This window comes from Ornithinimicrobium sediminis (genome assembly GCF_021272345.1).
GTDB lineage: Bacteria > Actinomycetota > Actinomycetes > Actinomycetales > Dermatophilaceae > Ornithinicoccus > Ornithinicoccus sediminis_B.
Genome location: NZ_JAJSDQ010000002.1, coordinates 116,437 through 133,600, shown reverse-complemented (window position 1 = coordinate 133,600; position 17,164 = coordinate 116,437). Strand labels below are relative to the sequence as shown.

At 69.1% G+C, this 17,164-nt stretch carries 13 protein-coding genes and 1 tRNA gene; 1 reads left to right on the top strand and 13 read right to left on the bottom strand.

Annotation, left to right across the window (positions count from 1 at the left end; all coding sequences use genetic code 11):
- Nucleotides 1–20: 20 nt before the first annotated feature.
- From LVO85_RS04995 to LVO85_RS04955, 9 genes are all read right to left on the bottom strand, one after another.
- Entirely contained in the window at nucleotides 21–3,938 is a 3,918-nt protein-coding gene (locus tag LVO85_RS04995) for a DNA-directed RNA polymerase subunit beta' (RefSeq protein WP_232746315.1), read from the bottom strand.
- A 117-nt stretch (nucleotides 3,939–4,055) separates the two neighbouring features.
- Nucleotides 4,056–7,541, bottom strand: coding sequence for a DNA-directed RNA polymerase subunit beta (gene rpoB, locus LVO85_RS04990; RefSeq protein WP_232746314.1), 3,486 nt, complete (start codon nucleotides 7,539–7,541; stop codon nucleotides 4,056–4,058).
- A 442-nt stretch (nucleotides 7,542–7,983) separates the two neighbouring features.
- On the bottom strand, nucleotides 7,984–8,373 hold the full coding sequence (gene rplL, locus LVO85_RS04985) for a 50S ribosomal protein L7/L12 (protein ID WP_232746313.1): 390 nt from the start codon (nucleotides 8,371–8,373) through the stop codon (nucleotides 7,984–7,986).
- Between the two features lie 69 nt (nucleotides 8,374–8,442).
- Nucleotides 8,443–9,051, bottom strand: a complete 609-nt coding sequence (gene rplJ, locus LVO85_RS04980; RefSeq protein ID WP_232746312.1) for a 50S ribosomal protein L10 — start codon at nucleotides 9,049–9,051, stop codon at nucleotides 8,443–8,445.
- A 402-nt stretch (nucleotides 9,052–9,453) separates the two neighbouring features.
- Nucleotides 9,454–10,167, bottom strand: a complete 714-nt coding sequence (gene rplA / locus LVO85_RS04975) for a 50S ribosomal protein L1 (protein ID WP_232746311.1) — start codon at nucleotides 10,165–10,167, stop codon at nucleotides 9,454–9,456.
- A 100-nt stretch (nucleotides 10,168–10,267) separates the two neighbouring features.
- Complete coding sequence (gene rplK / locus LVO85_RS04970; RefSeq protein WP_232746310.1) at nucleotides 10,268–10,702, bottom strand: 50S ribosomal protein L11; 435 nt, start codon at nucleotides 10,700–10,702, stop codon at nucleotides 10,268–10,270.
- A 91-nt stretch (nucleotides 10,703–10,793) separates the two neighbouring features.
- Nucleotides 10,794–11,594, bottom strand: a complete 801-nt coding sequence (gene nusG / locus LVO85_RS04965) for a transcription termination/antitermination protein NusG (protein ID WP_232746309.1) — start codon at nucleotides 11,592–11,594, stop codon at nucleotides 10,794–10,796.
- A gap of 96 nt (nucleotides 11,595–11,690) precedes the next feature.
- Nucleotides 11,691–11,936 (bottom strand): preprotein translocase subunit SecE, encoded by a 246-nt coding sequence (secE, locus tag LVO85_RS04960; protein ID WP_232746308.1) that lies wholly within the window; start codon nucleotides 11,934–11,936, stop codon nucleotides 11,691–11,693.
- 61 nt (nucleotides 11,937–11,997) lie between these two features.
- Nucleotides 11,998–12,070 (bottom strand) — tRNA-Trp (locus LVO85_RS04955).
- 107 nt (nucleotides 12,071–12,177) lie between these two features.
- On the opposite strand from LVO85_RS04955, the gene LVO85_RS04950 reads away from it, so the two are divergent.
- Nucleotides 12,178–13,398: a pyridoxal phosphate-dependent aminotransferase gene (locus tag LVO85_RS04950; RefSeq protein WP_232746307.1), complete on the top strand. Its 1,221-nt coding sequence runs from the start codon at nucleotides 12,178–12,180 to the stop codon at nucleotides 13,396–13,398.
- 286 nt (nucleotides 13,399–13,684) lie between these two features.
- Here the strand turns inward: LVO85_RS04950 and LVO85_RS04945 are convergent, their stop codons facing one another.
- Genes LVO85_RS04945 through LVO85_RS04930 form a run of 4 tightly spaced genes read right to left on the bottom strand, consistent with a single transcriptional unit; the run spans nucleotide 13,685 to nucleotide 17,121 of the window.
- Complete coding sequence (locus LVO85_RS04945) at nucleotides 13,685–14,401, bottom strand: ABC transporter permease subunit (RefSeq protein WP_232746306.1); 717 nt, start codon at nucleotides 14,399–14,401, stop codon at nucleotides 13,685–13,687.
- Nucleotides 14,398–15,312, bottom strand: a complete 915-nt coding sequence (locus LVO85_RS04940; protein ID WP_232746305.1) for an ABC transporter ATP-binding protein — start codon at nucleotides 15,310–15,312, stop codon at nucleotides 14,398–14,400. The genes LVO85_RS04945 and LVO85_RS04940 overlap by 4 nt, the downstream gene beginning before the upstream one ends.
- Nucleotides 15,309–16,199, bottom strand: a complete 891-nt coding sequence (locus tag LVO85_RS04935; protein ID WP_232746304.1) for an ABC transporter permease — start codon at nucleotides 16,197–16,199, stop codon at nucleotides 15,309–15,311. The genes LVO85_RS04940 and LVO85_RS04935 overlap by 4 nt, the downstream gene beginning before the upstream one ends.
- The gene (locus LVO85_RS04930; RefSeq protein WP_232746303.1) at nucleotides 16,183–17,121 is read right to left on the bottom strand and encodes an ABC transporter ATP-binding protein; all 939 of its coding nucleotides are present in this window, start codon (nucleotides 17,119–17,121) and stop codon (nucleotides 16,183–16,185) included. Before LVO85_RS04930 ends, LVO85_RS04935 begins: the two co-directional genes overlap by 17 nt.
- Between the last annotated feature and the right edge of the window lie 43 nt (nucleotides 17,122–17,164).

The window sequence follows — 17,164 nt, the reverse complement described above, 5'->3', positions numbered from 1 at the left end:
GTCCGGTCGGTCTGTCCTGCTCAGAAGCGACGCTCGTCGACGGCGAGGTCGTCGAGGCGCACGGCCTCGCCCGATCCCGGGCCGAAGTTGGCGTACTCATCGTAGGAGTCGTACGTCGGCACGGCGTAGGCCGCGGCCTTGGCCTCCTCGGTGGGCTCCACCGTGAGGTTGCGGTAGCGCGGCAGGCCGGTGCCGGCCGGGATCAGCTTGCCCAGGATGACGTTCTCCTTCAGGCCCAGCAGCGGGTCCGACTTGCCTTGCATCGCGGCCTCCGTGAGCACCCGCGTCGTCTCCTGGAAGGAGGCGGCGGACAGCCACGAGTCGGTCGCGAGCGAGGCCTTCGTGATGCCCATGAGCTCCGGACGACCCGAGGCGGGCTTGCCGCCCTCGGACACGACGCGCCGGTTCTCGGTCTCGAACCGGCCACGCTCGACCAGCTCACCGGGCAGCAGCTCGGCGTCCCCGGCCTCGATGATCGTGATGCGGCGCAGCATCTGCCGCACGATGACCTCGATGTGCTTGTCGTGGATCGACACACCCTGCTGGCGGTAGACCTTCTGCACCTCGTCGACGAGGTGCTGCTGGGTCTGCCGCGGGCCGAGGATGCGCAGCACCTGCTTGGGGTCGATCGCGCCGACCACGAGCTGGGTGCCGACGTCGACGTGCTGGCCGTCCTGGACGAGCAGACGCGCGCGCTTGCTGACCGGGTAGGCGTGCTCGTCGGAGCCGTCGTCCGGCACGAGCAGCAGACGCCGCGCCTTGTCGGTGTCCTCGACCTGGACCCGGCCGGTGGCCTCCGCGATGGGAGCGACCGCCTTGGGGGTCCGTGCCTCGAACAGCTCGACCACACGCGGCAGACCCTGCGTGATGTCGTCACCGGCCACACCACCGGTGTGGAAGGTGCGCATCGTCAGCTGGGTGCCGGGCTCACCGATGGACTGGGCCGCGATGATGCCGACGGCCTCACCGATGTCGACCAGCTTGCCGGTGGCCAGCGAGCGGCCGTAGCACCGTGCGCAGGTGCCCACCAGCGACTCACAGGTCAGGACCGAGCGAACCTTGACCTGCTCGACGCCGGCCGCGACGAGGGCGTCGATGACCACGTCGCCGAGGTCGATGCCGGCCTCGGCCAGCGTCTGGCCCTCGTGCACGACGTCCTCGGCGAGGGTCCGGGCGTAGACCGCGGTCTCGACGTCGTCGTGCTCGCGCAGCGCGCCGTCCTCGGTGCGGACCGCGATCGGCATGAGGAAGCCGCGCTCCGTCCCGCAGTCGTCCTCACGGATGATGACGTCCTGGCTGACGTCGACGAGCCGACGTGTCAGGTAGCCCGAGTCGGCGGTCCGCAGCGCGGTGTCCGCCAGGCCCTTGCGGGCGCCGTGCGTGGAGATGAAGAACTCCAGCACCGACAGGCCCTCGCGGAAGTTGGACTTGATCGGACGCGGGATGATCTCACCCTTGGGGTTGGCCATCAGGCCACGCATGCCGGCGATCTGCCGCAGCTGGAACCAGTTACCACGCGCACCCGAGGTCACCATCCGGTAGATGGTGTTGTCCTTGGGCATGGTGGTCTCCAGCTCGCGGGCGACCTCGTTGCCGGCCTGCGTCCAGATCTCGATGAGCTCCTGTCGGCGCTCGTCGTCGGTGATCAGACCGCGCTCGTACTGCGTCTGGACCTTGGCTGCCTTGGTCTCGTAGCCGGCCAGGATCTCCGGCTTGCGGGCCGGGGGCAGCACGTCGGAGACGGCCACCGTGGTCCCGGACCGGGTGGCCCAGTAGAAGCCGGTGTCCTTCAGGGAGTCCAGCGACGCGGCGACCTGCACCTTGGTGTAGCGCTCGGCCAGGTCGTTGACGATCCCCGACAGCCGCTTCTTGTCGACCACGTCGTTGACGAACGGGTAGTTCGGCGGCAGCGAGTCGTTGAAGATCGCCCGGCCCAGGGTGGTGTCGAGCAGGAAGCTGTCCACCACGCCGTCCTCGGAGACGGCGGCGTCCTCGGGCAGGTCATGACCCACCGGGGCCGCGGTCTCCCTCAGCCGGATGCGCACCGGGGTGCCCAGCTCGATCTGGTGGGCGTCGAAGGCCATGCGGGCCTCGGACACGGAGCCGAAGCTGCGCAGGTGCTCTCCGCCGTCCTCGTCGGTGAGGATCGGCTGCTCGCCGAAGCCCTCGCTCGTGAGGTGGAAGAGGCCGATGATCATGTCCTGCGTGGGCATGGTCACCGGGCGCCCGTCGGCCGGCTTGAGGATGTTGTTGGACGAGAGCATCAGGATCCGCGCCTCGGCCTGCGCCTCGGCGGACAGCGGCAGGTGGACCGCCATCTGGTCACCGTCGAAGTCCGCGTTGAACGCGGTGCAGACGAGCGGGTGGATCTGGATGGCCTTGCCCTCGACCAGCTGTGGCTCGAAGGCCTGGATGCCCAGGCGGTGCAGCGTGGGCGCCCGGTTGAGCAGCACGGGGTGGTCCGTGATGACCTCCTCGAGCACGTCCCACACGACCGAACGGCCGCGCTCGACCATGCGCTTTGCCGACTTGATGTTCTGCGCGTGGTCGAGGTCGACCAGACGCTTCATCACGAACGGCTTGAAGAGCTCCAGGGCCATCTGCTTGGGCAGGCCGCACTGGTGCAGCTTGAGCTGCGGACCGACCACGATGACCGAACGGCCGGAGTAGTCGACGCGCTTGCCCAGCAGGTTCTGGCGGAAGCGGCCCTGCTTGCCCTTGAGCATGTCGGACAGCGACTTCAGCGGACGGTTGCCCGGGCCGGTGACGGCACGACCACGACGGCCGTTGTCGAACAGCGAGTCCACGGCCTCCTGCAGCATCCGCTTCTCGTTGTTGACGATGATCTCGGGCGCACCGAGGTCGAGCAGCCGCTTGAGACGGTTGTTGCGGTTGATGACGCGCCGGTAGAGATCGTTGAGGTCCGAGGTCGCGAAGCGGCCACCGTCCAGCTGCACCATCGGGCGCAGGTCCGGCGGGATGACCGGGACGCAGTCGAGCACCATACCGGCGGGCTCGTTCGTGGTCTGCAGGAACGAGGTCACCACCTTGAGGCGCTTGATGGCGCGGGTCTTCTTCTGGCCCTTGCCGGTCGCGATGATCTCCCGCAGCGAGGCTGCCTCGGCGGTGAGGTCGAAGGTCTGCAGACGCTGCTGCAGGGCCGCCGCGCCCATGCCGCCCTCGAAGTACATCCCGAAGCGGTCACGCATCTCGCGGTAGAGGATCTCGTCGCCCTCGAGGTCCTGGACCTTGAGGTTCTTGAAGCGGTCCCAGACCTGGTCGAGACGCTCGACCTGCTGGTCGGCCCGGCGACGGATCTGGTTCATCTCGCGCTCGGCGGAGTCGCGCACCTTGCGGCGCGCGTCGGCCTTGGCCCCCTCCGCCTCGAGCTCGGCGAGGTCGGCCTCGAGCTTCTTGGCACGAGCCTCGACGTCGGCGTCGCGACGGTTCTGCAGCTCCTTGCGCTCGACGTCGATCTGCGCCTCGAGCGAGGGCAGGTCCTGGTGGCGGCCGTCCTCGTCGACGCTGGTGATCATGTAGGCAGCGAAGTAGATGACCTTCTCCAGGTCCTTCGGCGCCAGGTCCAGCAGGTAGCCGAGGCGGCTGGGGACACCCTTGAAGTACCAGATGTGCGTCACCGGGGCGGCGAGCTCGATGTGGCCCATCCGCTCACGACGCACGGCCGCACGGGTCACCTCGACGCCGCAGCGCTCACAGATGATCCCCTTGAAGCGGACACGCTTGTACTTGCCGCAGTAGCACTCCCAGTCACGGGTCGGGCCGAAGATCTTCTCGCAGAAGAGCCCGTCCTTCTCCGGCTTCAGGGTGCGGTAGTTGATGGTCTCGGGCTTCTTGACCTCGCCGTGGCTCCACTTGCGGATGTCCTCCGCGGAAGCCAGGCCGATCCGCAACTCGTCGAAGAAGTTGACGTCGAGCACGTGATTCCTTCTCTCGTGAGATCAGTTCGTCTCAGTTAGTCGTGACATCGATTTCAGGGGGTATGCCGTGGCACCCGGCCGGCCCGTCCTCGCGGGCGGGAGCCGGCCGGGGCACGTTCAGACTTCCTCGACCGAGCTCGGCTCGCGCCGGGACAGGTCGATACCGAGCTCCTCCGCCGCGCGGAAGACCTCCTGGTCGGAGTCACGGAGGTCGATGTGCGTCCCGTCGCTGGAGAGCACCTCGACGTTCAGGCACAGGCTCTGCATCTCCTTGATGAGCACCTTGAAGGACTCGGGGATGCCGGGCTCGGGCACGTTGTCGCCCTTGACGATCGACTCGTAGACCTTGACCCGGCCGGTGACATCGTCGGACTTGATGGTGAGCAGCTCCTGCAGCGCGTAGGCCGCACCGTAGGCCTCGAGGGCCCACACCTCCATCTCACCGAAGCGCTGGCCACCGAACTGGGCCTTACCACCCAGCGGCTGCTGCGTGATCATCGAGTACGGCCCCGTGCTGCGCGCGTGGATCTTGTCGTCCACGAGGTGGTGCAGCTTCAGGATGTACATGTAGCCGACCGACACCGGGTCGGGGAACGGCTCACCGGAGCGACCGTCGAGCAGCCTGGCCTTGCCGGACTCGCCGATGAGGCGCTGTCCGTCACGGGCCGGCATGGTCGACTCCAGCAGACCGGTGATCTCCTCCTCGCGGGCACCGTCGAAGACGGGGCTGGCGACGCGGCTGCGCGGCGGGGCCTCGCGGGCGTCCTCGGGGATGAGCTTGGCCCAGTCGGGCTGGCCCTCGATCTGCCAGCCCTGGGCAGCGGCCCAGCCGAGGTGCAGCTCCAGGATCTGCCCCACGTTCATGCGGCCGGGGACACCCAGCGGGTTGAGCACGATGTCGACCGGTGTGCCGTCCTCGAGGAACGGCATGTCCTCGACGGGCAGGATCTTGGAGATGACGCCCTTGTTGCCGTGCCGGCCGGCGAGCTTGTCACCGTCGGTGATCTTGCGCTTGTTCGCCACGTAGACGCGCACCAGCTGGTTGACGCCCGGGGGCAGCTCGTCACCCTCGTCACGGTCGAAGACCTTGACGCCGATGACGGTGCCGGTCTCGCCGTGCGGCACCTTCATGGAGGTGTCGCGCACCTCGCGCGCCTTCTCGCCGAAGATCGCGCGGAGGAGACGCTCCTCCGGGGTCAGCTCGGTCTCACCCTTGGGGGTCACCTTGCCGACCAGCAGGTCGCCGTCGCGGACCTCGGCGCCGATGCGGATGATGCCGCGCTCGTCCAGGTCGGCCAGCACCTCGTCGGAGACGTTCGGGATGTCCCGGGTGATCTCCTCCGGCCCCAGCTTGGTGTCGCGGGCGTCGATCTCGTGCTCCTCGATGTGGATCGAGGACAGGACGTCGTCCTGCACGAGACGCTGGGAGAGGATGATCGCGTCCTCGTAGTTGTGACCCTCCCACGGCATGAACGCCACGAGCAGGTTGCGGCCCAGCGCCATCTCCCCACCGTCGGTCGCCGGACCGTCGGCCAGCAGCTGGCCGTCCTCGACACGCTGACCCTCGTCCACCCGGACCTGCTGGTTGTAGCAGTTGCCCTGGTTGGAGCGGGTGAACTTGTCCACGCGGTAGCTGGTGTAGGTGCCGTCGTCGTTGGCCACGGAGACCAGGTCGGCGGACACCTCCTGCACCACGCCGGCCTTGGTCGCACGGACCACGTCACCGGAGTCGAGGGCGGCACGCCACTCCATACCGGTCCCGACCAGCGGGGCCTCGGCACGGACCAGCGGCACGGCCTGACGCTGCATGTTGGCGCCCATCAGCGCACGGTTGGCGTCGTCGTGCTCCAGGAACGGGATCATCGCGGTCGCGGCCGAGACCATCTGGCGGGCCGAGACGTCCATGTAGTCGACCTCGGAGGCCGGGACGTCGACCGCCTCGCCCTCCTTGGCGCGCACCAGGACGCGCTCGCCCTCGAACGTGCCGTCGTCGAGCAGCGGCGCGTTGGCCTGCGCGATGACGAAGCGGTCCTCCTCGTCGGCGGACAGGTAGTCGACCTCGTCGCTGACCTTGCCCTCGAAGACCCTGCGGTAGGGCGTCTCGACGAAGCCGAACGGGTTGATCCGTCCGTAGGAGGCCAGCGAGCCGATCAGACCGATGTTGGGACCCTCAGGGGTCTCGATCGGGCACATGCGCCCGTAGTGCGACGGGTGGACGTCGCGGACCTCCATGCCGGCACGGTCACGCGACAGGCCGCCCGGGCCCAGTGCCGACAGGCGGCGCTTGTGGGTCAGGCCGGCCAGCGGGTTGTTCTGGTCCATGAACTGGGACAGCTGGCTGGTGCCGAAGAACTCCTTGATGGAGGCGACGACGGGCCGGATGTTGATCAGGGTCTGCGGCGTGATCGCCTCGACGTCCTGGGTGGTCATCCGCTCACGGACCACGCGCTCCATCCGCGACAGGCCGGTGCGGACCTGGTTCTGGATGAGCTCGCCGACGCTGCGCAGGCGGCGGTTGCCGAAGTGGTCGATGTCGTCGACCTCGATCTGCAGCTCGGTGTCCTCACCCTCCCGGGTCACCGGCAGGGACTCCTCACCGGCGTGCAGGGCGACGATGTAGCGGATCGTGGCCACGATGTCGTCGACCCCGAGCACCGACTCGCTGAGCGGGGCCTCCAGGCCCAGCTTCTTGTTGATCTTGTAGCGACCGACCTTCGCGAGGTCGTACCGCTTGGGGTTGAAGTACAGGTTGTCAAGCAGGGTCTGGGCCGCCTCGCGGGTGGGCGGCTCGCCCGGGCGCAGCTTGCGGTAGATGTCCAGCAGCGCCTCGTCCTGGTCGGCCGTGTGGTCCTTCTCCAGGGTGAGGCGGATCGACTCGTAGTCGCCGAACTCCTCCAGGATCTGGGCCTCGGTCCAGCCGAGGGCCTTGAGCAGCACGGTGACGCTCTGCTTGCGCTTGCGGTCGACGCGCACGCCGACCATGTCCCGCTTGTCGATCTCGAACTCGAGCCAGGCACCACGGCTGGGGATGACCTTGGCGGTGTAGACGTCCTTGTCGGAGGTCTTGTCGAGCGCACGCTCGAAGTACACGCCGGGGCTCCGGACCAGCTGGGACACCACGACACGCTCGGTGCCGTTGACGATGAAGGTGCCTCGGTCGGTCATGAGCGGGAAGTCGCCCATGAAGACCGTCTGGCTCTTGATCTCACCGGTCGAGTTGTTGATGAACTCCGCGGTGACGAACAGCGGAGCGGAGTACGTCATGTCCCGCTCCTTGCACTCGTCGATCGAGTACTTCTGCTCCTCGAAGCGGTGGTCGCGGAACGACAGCGACATGGACCCCGAGAAGTCCTCGATCGGGGAGATCTCCTCGAAGATCTCCTCCAGACCGGAGCGGTCGGGGACGTCGGATCGCCCGGAGTCCTTGGCTGCGGCGACACGAGCCTGCCAGGACTCGTTGCCGAGCAACCAGTCAAAGCTCTCCGTCTGCAGCGCCAGGAGGTCAGGGACCTCCAGGGGCTCACGAATCTTTGCAAAGCTCAGGCGGCCAGATGCCGTCCGAGCGGTGGACACAGTCTTCTTCGCAGTGCGCGAGGCAGCCAAGGATGGTCCTTCCACGGGCCTGTACAAGCGGCTAGGTCAGCGCGGTGCTCACCACAAGCCCCGGTCCTCGACGGGTGAGCCCGGGACGGACGCCGGCACACCGTGATGGGCGTGACAGGCGGTCGGTCGTCGGCCGGCCGGAGAGGTGGGGCTGGAGGAGGGCAGCGCAAAGCACAACCATACACATCTGGGCACACTCCGTCCAATCCTCCCCCGAGGTCGGACGGACCTCTGCGCGGGCCTCCAGGGGGTCTCCTCGACGGAGCCGCGACCTGGTCGTCGCCTGCGGACGCGACGATCGTCCTCTCTCCCGGGGGCCACGTCAAGTCCTGGGAGTGCCGCACCTCCCCGGGAGGTGCCACGACGCGGACGGGCGGGACCACCGTGGGTGGTCCCGCCCGTCATACGTGCTGGGGTGTCCCGGGCCTGGCCCGGGACGGTGTCACTTGAGGGTGACGGTGGCGCCGGCGCCCTCGAGGGCCTCCTTGGCCTTCTCGGCGGCCTCCTTGTCGACCTTCTCCAGGACGGGCTTGGGGGCGCCGTCCACGAGGTCCTTGGCCTCCTTGAGGCCGAGGGAGGTCAGCGCGCGGACCTCCTTGATGACCTGGATCTTCTTGTCGCCCGCGGCCTCGAGGACGACGTCGAACTCGTCCTGCTCCTCGGCCTCGGCGGCCTCGCCGCCACCGGCGGCGGGGGCGGCACCGGCAACGGCGACGGGGGCCGCGGCGGTGACGTTGAAGGTGTCCTCGAACTCCTTCACGAACTCGGACAGCTCGATCAGGGTCATCTCCTTGAACGCGTCAAGGAGCTCTGCGGTGCTCAGCTTCGCCATGGTGGGCGTTCCTTCCTACTGGTGCCGTGAGTGGCGTGGTGTGGATGATGCTGGTCCGGGCGAGCCGGCTCAGCTGTCCCCAGCGGTGCTGGGGTCCGTGTCGCCACCCTCGGCGACGTCGGTGGTGGCCTCGGCGGGGGCGTCGGCGGTTGCGCTTTCACCCTCCTCCTCGACCTTGGCTCGCAGCGCGTCGACGACCCGGGCGGTCTGCGACAGCGGCGCGGCGAACAGGTAGACGGCCTGGCTCAGCGAGGCGTTCATCGCGCCGGCCAGCTTGGCCAGCAGCGTCTCGCGGGACTCCAGGTCGGCGAGCTTGGTGATCTCCTCGGCCGTCAACGGCTTACCGTCGAGCAGGCCGGCCTTGATCACCAGTGCGGGGTTGGCCTTGGCGAAGTCACGCAGTCCCTTGGCAGCCTCGACCGGGTCACCGGTGACGAAGGCGATGGCCGTCGGGCCCTGCAGGTGCTCGTCGAAGCCGGTGATGCCGGCTTCTGCAGCAGCACGCTTGGTGAGCGTGTTCTTCACCACGGCGTAGGTCGCGTGCTCACGCATCGAGGTCCGCAGCTGCGAGAGCTGGGCCACGGTCAGACCGCGGTACTCGGTGAGCACGGCCGCACCCGAGCCGCGGAACTTCTCCGTCAGCTCGGCAATGGCTGCAGCCTTCTCAGGTGTCGCCATGGGGCCTCCTTCGTCACGTGGTGCCGGACGGCCCGGACATGACGGGAGCCCCGGCGCAGGCGCACGGGGCTCGGGCAGCAGAGGATGCTGACTGACACTCGTTCACCTGCGCTGGTCGCCCGTCGATGCGGGGCCTTCGATCGGTGTGCCCCTCGCTCTTGCGAGCAGGGCACACCGATGACCGGCGGTCATTGGTAGGCACAGACTATCCGCACCCCGCCCCTCGACCCAAATCCCCTCCGTGGTCCTCCCCCACCGCGCCCGCACCCGTGACCGGTCCGCGCGCCGGTGTCGGCTTCGAGAGGGACACCGGCGCGCACATCGGTCACCGGGGGCCGGGCAGCACGAGGCCCCCTGGGCGTGCTGCTCAGGGGGCCTCGGGGTGATGCGTATGAGGTCAGCTCACTCCGCGGCGGAGTCCACCAGGTTGCTGGTGCGCGACGTGTCCAGCGGGATGCCCGGGCCCATCGTCGTCGCCATGGTCGCCTTGGTGATGTAGCGACCCTTGGCTGCAGCCGGCTTCAGCCGCAGGATCTCGTCCATCGCGGCGCTGTAGTTCTCCGCCAGGGCCTTCTCGTCGAACGAGGTCTTGCCGATGATGAAGTGCAGGTTGCCGTGCTTGTCGACGCGGAACTCGATCTTGCCGCCCTTGATGTCGGTGACCGCCTTGGCGGTGTCCATCGTGACGGTGCCGGTCTTCGGGTTCGGCATCAGACCACGCGGGCCCAGGACCTTGCCCAGCCGACCGACCTTGCCCATCAGGTCGGGGGTCGCGACGACGGCGTCGAAGTCGAGCCAGCCGCCGGCGACCTTCTCGATGAGCTCGTCGGAGCCGACGTGGTCGGCACCTGCCGTGCGGGCCGCCTCGGCGCGGTCACCGTTGGCGAAGACCAGGACCCGGGCGGTCTTGCCGGTGCCGTTGGGCAGGTTGACGGTGCCACGGACCAGCTGGTCCGCCTTGCGCGGGTCGACGCCCAGACGCAGGGCGACCTCGACGGTCGCGTCGTACTTCGTGTTGGACGTCTCCTTGGCGAGGCGGATGGCCTCGACAGGCCCGTACAGGGCGTCGGCGCCGATCTTCTCGGCGGCGGCGCGGTATGCCTTGCTGCGCTTCATGAGTGCTCCTTGTGGAGAGGGTGGAGGTGTGGTGAACGGACCAGCGCTGGTCCTGCCACGACGGGGCGGCCTGCGGCCGCCGACCGTCTCGTCGGGAGCGTCAGCCCTCGACGGTGATGCCCATCGACCGTGCAGTGCCGGCAATGATCTTGGCGGCCTGGTCGAGGTCGTTGGCGTTGAGGTCGGTCATCTTCTGCTCGGCGATCTCCCGGACCTGGGCCTGGGTGAGCTTGGCGACCTTGGTCTTGTGCGGCTCGCCGGAGCCCTTGGCGACTCCAGCAGCCTTCTTGATGAGCTCGGCGGCCGGCGGGGTCTTGGTGACGAAGGTGAAGGAACGGTCCTCGTAGACCGTGATCTCCACCGGGATCACGTTGCCGCGCTGGCTCTCCGTCGCGGCGTTGTAGGCCTTGACGAACTCCATGATGTTGACGCCGTGCTGGCCGAGGGCCGGGCCGACGGGCGGGGCGGGCGTGGCCTGTGCGGCCTGGATCTGCAGCTTGATGAAGCCGGAGACCTTCTTGCTCTTGGGGGGCATGTGTCGGGTCCTTCGTGTTGGGGTGTTGGGCCGACGCCATGGGCGATGACCCGGTTGCAGTGTCCTCGCGGAAGCGAGGTCCGTCGTCCGCTCAGATCTTGGCGACCTGGTTGAACGACAGCTCGACCGGGGTCTCCCGGCCGAAGATCGAGACCAGCACCTTGAGCTTGTGCGACTCGGGGATGATCTCGGAGATGGTGGCAGGCAGGGTCTCGAAGGGACCCTCCATGACGGTGACGGACTCACCGATCTCGAAGTCGACCTCGGGCTGGGTCTGCGGGGAGAGCCCGCCACCGGAGGCCGCCGCGGGCGTCTTGGCTGCTGCCGGCTGCTCGAAGACCGGGGCGAGCATGGTGAAGACCTCGTCGAGGCTCAGCGGCACGGGCTGGTGGGCGTTGCCCACGAAGCCGGTCACACCGGGGGTATGCCGCACGGCACCCCAGGACTCGTCCGTGAGCTCCATACGGACCAGGACGTACCCCGGCATCCGCACGCGGCGCACCTGCTTGCGCACGCCGCCCTTGATCTCCGTGACCTCCTCCATCGGCACCTCGACGGCGAAGATGTAGTCCTCCATGTTGAGGGAGGTGATCCGGGTCTCCAGGTTGTGCTTCACACGGTTCTCGTAGCCGGCGTAGGAGTGGATGACGTACCAGTCGCCGTACTGCGAGCGCAGCGTGGCCTTGAACTCCTCGACCGGGTCCACCTCGTCCTCCGCCTCAGCCGCGGCGGCGTCGTCCGCCGCGTCCTCGGCGGCGTCGGCCTCGCCGTCACCACCGGTCACGTCGTCGGTCTCCGCGAGGTCGACGGTCGGCGTCGCGTCGGTGTCCTCGGACGCGACGTCCTGCGGCGTGGTGTCCTCGTCGTTCTCGGGGGTCCACTCCTGCGACATGACCTAACTTCCTCACTTCTGACTAGCGGTGACCGCACGAGGGCGGTCAGGACGACCGGGCGACCCGGCGCGGTGTCGGTCGGACCGACGGCAGGCTCACCCGCCGAAGACGAAACCCACCAGGCGGGTGAAGACCTGGTCCAGCCCGAACACGTAGGCCATGATCACGCTGACGAAGACCATCACGACGATCGTGTAGGTGATCAGCTCGCGCTGGGTCGGACGGACGACCTTGCGCAGCTCGGCCATCACCTGGGCCATGTACGAGCCCGGTCGCGCGGGGAGGCCGGAGCCGCCGGAGCGGTCGACACCCTGGGTGTCGTGCGCGCTGCTGTTGGCCACGTCGGCGCCTCTCTGCTGGGTTGCCTGTTGTGCTGCTCTTTCGGTCGGGTGACCGATCGCGCAGGGCACGAGGGACTCGAACCCCCAACCGCTGGTTTTGGAGACCAGTGCTCTACCAATTGAGCTAGTGCCCTCCGGCGCCCGGTGGGCAGACGCCAGTGTGAGTGACTCAACACCCGACGCGGAAGTCTACGTGACATCGGGGGTGATGGCGAAACGGCCCTGATGACAGGATGGGCCTGTGAGCCAGAGCACCCAGCACCCGTCCCGCATCTCCGCCCGGATCGGCTCGATCGCCGAGTCTGCCACCCTCGCCGTCGACGCCAGGGCCAAGGCCCTCAAGGCGGAGGGCCGTCCGGTCATCGGCTTCGGCGCCGGCGAGCCGGACTTCCCCACGCCCGACTACGTCGTGGCGGCCGCGGTCGCCGCGTGCCAGGACCCGGTGAACCACCGGTACTCACCCGCGGGGGGCCTCCCTGCGCTCAAGCAGGCCGTCGTGGACAAGACGCTGCGCGACTCGGGGTATGCCGTGGAGCCCGCGAACGTGCTCATCACCAACGGCGGCAAGCAGGCGGTCTACAACACCTTCGCGGCGCTGCTCGACCCCGGCGACGAGGTCGTCCTGCCGACCCCCTACTGGACGACCTACCCGGAGGCGATCCGGCTCGCCGGCGGCGTCCCCGTCGAGGTGTTCGCGGGCGCCGACCAGGGCTACCTGGTGACCGTCGACCAGCTGGAGGCGGCCCGCACCGCCCGCACCAAGGTCCTGCTGTTCTGCAGCCCGTCCAACCCCACCGGGGCGGTCTACCCCCCCGAGCAGGTCGAGGCCATCGGCCGCTGGGCGCTGGAGCACGGGATCTGGGTCGTCACCGACGAGATCTACGAGCACCTGCTCTACGACGGAGCGCAGGCGCCGTCCATGCCTGTCGTGGTGCCCGAGCTGGCGGACACCTGCGTCGTGCTGAACGGCGTCGCCAAGACCTACGCCATGACCGGTTGGCGGGTCGGCTGGATGATCGGCCCGAAGGACGTCGTCAAGGCGGCCACCAACCTGCAGTCGCACGCCACCTCCAACGTCGCCAACGTCTCCCAGCGTGCTGCGGTCGCGGCCCTCCAGGGGTCCCTGGAGGCCGTCGACGAGATGCGGGTGGCCTTCGACCGGCGACGTCGCACAATGGTGTCGATGCTCAACGAGATCGACGGCCTGCACTGTCCGACACCGCAGGGTGCCTTCTACGCCTACCCCAGCGTGGAGGGACTGCTGGGCCGCACCATCCGCGGCCGCACCCCGCAGACCTCGGCCGAGCTCGCGGCCCTGATCCTCGACGAGGTGGAGGTCGCGGTCGTGCCGGGTGAGGCCTTCGGCCCCAGTGGCTACCTGCGGCTGTCCTACGCGCTCGGCGACAACGACCTCGCCGAGGGTGTGGGCCGCATCCAGCAGCTTCTCGGCGAGGCCCGCTGACCGCGTTGCCAGGGAGTCTGCACCCCCGCTGACCGTCTTGCCAGGGAGACTGCACCCCCGCTGACCGTCTTGCCAGGGAGACTGCACCCCCGCTGACCGTCTTGCCAGGGAGACTGCAGGCTGAGCGTCTTTGGCGATCCGTGCAGACTCCCTGGCAACGGACGAGATGAGCATGCAGACTCCCTAGCAAGGCGCGACGAGGGCATGCAGACTCCCTAGCAAGGCGCGACGAGGGCATGCAGACTCTCTAGCAAGGCGCGACGGGGGGGTGCAGACTCCCTGGCAGTCAGTCGTCGCCGCGGAGCTCGAACGAGCGCAGCCGGTGAGCCGTGACCAACGCCCCGCCGACGGTGAACACCAGGGCCGCGACCACGCCGTACACCAGGCTCATGTCGCGCACCACGAGGTCGAGGTCGTCGGTCAGCGCGCCGGCGACACGGCGCCCGAAGGAGCCCACGGACAGGTAGCGCAGCCCGGAGAGCCACGACGCGAGCAGGCCCTCGAAGACCAGCACGTAGATCAGCCCGGCGACCGTGCCATGACGCAGCAGCGCCGAGAGCGCGACGAAGAGCCCGCAGTAGGCGAGCCCGGCCACCACGGCCCCGAGGCCGAGTGCCAGCGCCTGGCCCGGCGACCCGGGGGCGAGGACCAGGGCGGAGGTGAGGACCGCACCGGCACCGAGCACCACGGTGACCACGGAGGCGACGACCTGCTTGCTCACCGCCACCGACAGCCGTGAGACCGGGGTGGCGAGCAGGTAGACGATCGAGCCGTCCTCGATCTCCGGGCCGATCACGCCGGTCGAGACGAGCAGCGCGACGAGCGGCAGGACCAGCCCGAGACCGAAGACGGCCGTGACCGGGTCGACCGCGGACGTCGCCTCGGTCAGCAGCGCCACCGCCATCGACAGCGCCACGAGCAGGAAGGGCAGGACGACCAGGAGGACGCCGCGGCGTCTGCCGAAGAGCGAGCGCGCGGCCAGGCGTGTGATGGTCGCGTTCACGCCGACACCAGGTAGGTGAAGACCGACTCCAGCGACTCGTCGGTGGGGATGACCTCCAGGAGGGTCAGGCCCGCCTCGCGGGCCAGCCGCGGAAGCGCGTGGGCGAACGTGCCGAAGTCGGTGACCTGCACCGCGACCGCCCCCCGTGGCTCGAGGCTGACGCCGCGGACGAAGTCCTGCGCCATGAGCAGCGCGGCCAGCGCCCGGTCGTCGTTGCTGCGCACCCGGTAGCGGGTGGGCCGGTCGGTCATCAGGCGTCGGATCGCGCCGAAGTCTCCGGAGGCCGCGTGGCGGCCCGCCACGACGACCTCGACCTGCCGCGCGATCTGCTCGACCTCTTCGAGGATGTGCGAGCTGAAGAGCACGGTGCGCCCCTCCTGGCCCATCCGGCTCAGCAGCACCATGAGGTGCAGGCGCTGGCGGGGGTCGACGCCGTTGAACGGCTCGTCCAGCAGCAGGACGGACGGGTCGTGCACCAGCGCCGAGGCCAGCTTGGCGCGCTGGCGCATGCCCTTGGAGTAGGTGCCGATGGGCCGGCCGGCGTCGGCGTCGAGCTCGACGATCTCCAGTGCCCGCTCGGTGGCACGCCCCACCTCGGAGAGCCCGTGCAGCTCGGCCTTCGCCCGGACGAACTGACGCGCGGTGAGGTAGCCGAAGCTCACCTCGCGCTCGGGGACCAGCCCCAGATGCCGGTAGGCCGTGGGGTGGTGCCAGACCTGCTCCCCGTCCAGGGTCACGGTGCCTGCCGACGGTGCCAGGAAACCGGCCATCATCGCGATCAGGGTGGTCTTGCCCGCGCCGTTGGGGCCGAGCAGCCCGGTCACCCCCGGGCCGATCTGCATCGTGACGTCGTTGACGGCCACCACGTTGCCGTACCAGCGCGAGACCGCGCGCACCTCCAGCATGCTCATCGCTTCCCCTGACGGTGGTAGTGCCGGACGAGCAGGGCCAGGCCCGTCCCGATGACGGCCAGCGCGGTGAGCAGGTAGACCGCAGCCATCACCCCTGTCTCGGGGGCGGCGGGATAGGACGACGTGCCGCCGAGCAGTCCGCTCTGCACCCCGTCGACCAGCGTGAACGGTGAGAGCAGCCCGGCCCACACCGCGACCGCCTCGTTGCCCTCGACGACGGCGATGGACTGCACTGCAGCGACGAAGCCGGTGCTCACCAGCAGTGCGATGACAACGGCACCGACGGCCAGGCCGCGCCGCAGGGTGAGTGCGCTCACCAGCCCGGCCAGGGTGGCCAGCACGGCTGACAGCAGGGCGATGCCGGCCGTCGCGACGAGCAGGTCGCCGGTCTGCTCGCTCACGTCGGCCTCTGCCGCAAGCGCGCCCGCGTAGAGCACCAGGACCGGCAGCATGACGAACATGAGGATCGCCACGGCCAGCGAGGCCCAGCGCACGAGGGCGAAGCCGGCGGCGCTCAGCGGCCGGGCGAGGTAGAGCACGATGGCCCCGGAGCGCAGGTCGCGCGAGAAGAGCACCGGAGCCTGGGCCGCGACGAAGATCGAGATGATGAGGAACAGGCTGGTCGCGTAGGTGCTGTAGTCGATGAACCCCTCGCCCAGACCGACCACGACCATGATCGCCACCAGGATGACCGCCGGCACGAGCATGATCGCCAGCACGACGAGGGGCAGCACCTTGGCCTTGGCCGACCGGCCGAAGCCGTAGGCGTTGAGCAGGCCGGTCGTGAACAGCGACGTCGCGACCGAGCCGGTGCCCAGCCGTGGGCCGTCGTAGGTGCGGTAGCCGATGTCGTGGATGACGGCCCGCCGTTCAGGACTGCTGGACATGGCTCACCTCCTGGCGGAAGACGTCCTCGATGCGGCCGTGCTCCGCCTGCACCCGCACGAGACCCACGTCGAGGGACACGGCTGTGTCGCGGACGGTGTCGTGGACGCGCTGTTCCGGGCGGTGGTGCCGCGTGTCGACCTCGATGAGCCCACCACGCGGTCGGCAGGCCAGGCCGGCCGCGGCCAGGGCCTCCCCCATGCGGTGCTGCGCCTGCGCGTCGCCGAGCACCTCCACGAGCAGCACACCGGTCGTGCCGGTGAACTCCCCGGTGGCCTGTGAGCGCAGCAGGGCGCCGGAGTCGAGCACGATGACGTGGTCGCTGACCCGCTCCAGCTCACCGAGGAGGTGTGAGGTGACGAGCACGGGGATGCCGAAGTCGTGCCCGATCCGGCTCACCAGGTGGAGCATGTCCTCCCGCGACGCCGGGTCCAGGCCGTTGGTGGGCTCGTCGAGCAGCACGAGCCGAGGGTCGTGGACGAGGGCCTGCGCGAGCTTGGCCCGCTGCTTCATACCGGTCGAGTAGCCCCCCATCAGCCGGTAGCGCTCCTCCGCCAGCCCCACGTGGCGCAGCACGTCAGCGGCCCGCTCGCGTGCCGCGGTCGGCGGCAGGCCCGACATCCGGCCCATGTGCACGACGAAGTCGATGGCCCGCACGTCCGGCGGCAGGCACTCGTGCTCGGGCATGTAGCCGACCTGGGCACGGATGGCGGCACCGTCGGTGCGGATGTCGTGCCCCAGCACGTCGGCCCGGCCCTCCGTCGGCGCGAGCAGCCCCAGGAGGATCTTGATCAGGGTCGACTTGCCTGCGCCGTTGGCCCCGACCAGCCCGGTGATGCCCTCCGACACCTGGACGTCGAGGGAGGTGAGGGCTGTCACGGGGCCGTAGCGCTTGGTGAGCCCCCACGTCTCGATCACCGGCATGGGCGTCACTGTAGCCACCCGCGCGGACGGTCCACGCCGTGCG

Excerpts from the sequence above, each read along its gene's own strand:
- LVO85_RS04940 (WP_232746305.1), bottom strand. The coding sequence starts at position 15,312 with ATGAGCATGCTGGAGGTGCGCGCGGTCTCGCGCTGGTACGGCAACGTG.
- nusG (WP_232746309.1), bottom strand. The coding sequence starts at position 11,594 with ATGTCGCAGGAGTGGACCCCCGAGAACGACGAGGACACCACGCCGCAG.
- rplJ (WP_232746312.1), bottom strand. The coding sequence starts at position 9,051 with ATGGCGACACCTGAGAAGGCTGCAGCCATTGCCGAGCTGACGGAGAAG.
- rplL (WP_232746313.1), bottom strand. The coding sequence starts at position 8,373 with ATGGCGAAGCTGAGCACCGCAGAGCTCCTTGACGCGTTCAAGGAGATG.
- LVO85_RS04930 (WP_232746303.1), bottom strand. The coding sequence starts at position 17,121 with ATGCCGGTGATCGAGACGTGGGGGCTCACCAAGCGCTACGGCCCCGTG.
- LVO85_RS04935 (WP_232746304.1), bottom strand. The coding sequence starts at position 16,199 with ATGTCCAGCAGTCCTGAACGGCGGGCCGTCATCCACGACATCGGCTAC.
- rplA (WP_232746311.1), bottom strand. The coding sequence starts at position 10,167 with ATGAAGCGCAGCAAGGCATACCGCGCCGCCGCCGAGAAGATCGGCGCC.
- rplK (WP_232746310.1), bottom strand. The coding sequence starts at position 10,702 with ATGCCCCCCAAGAGCAAGAAGGTCTCCGGCTTCATCAAGCTGCAGATC.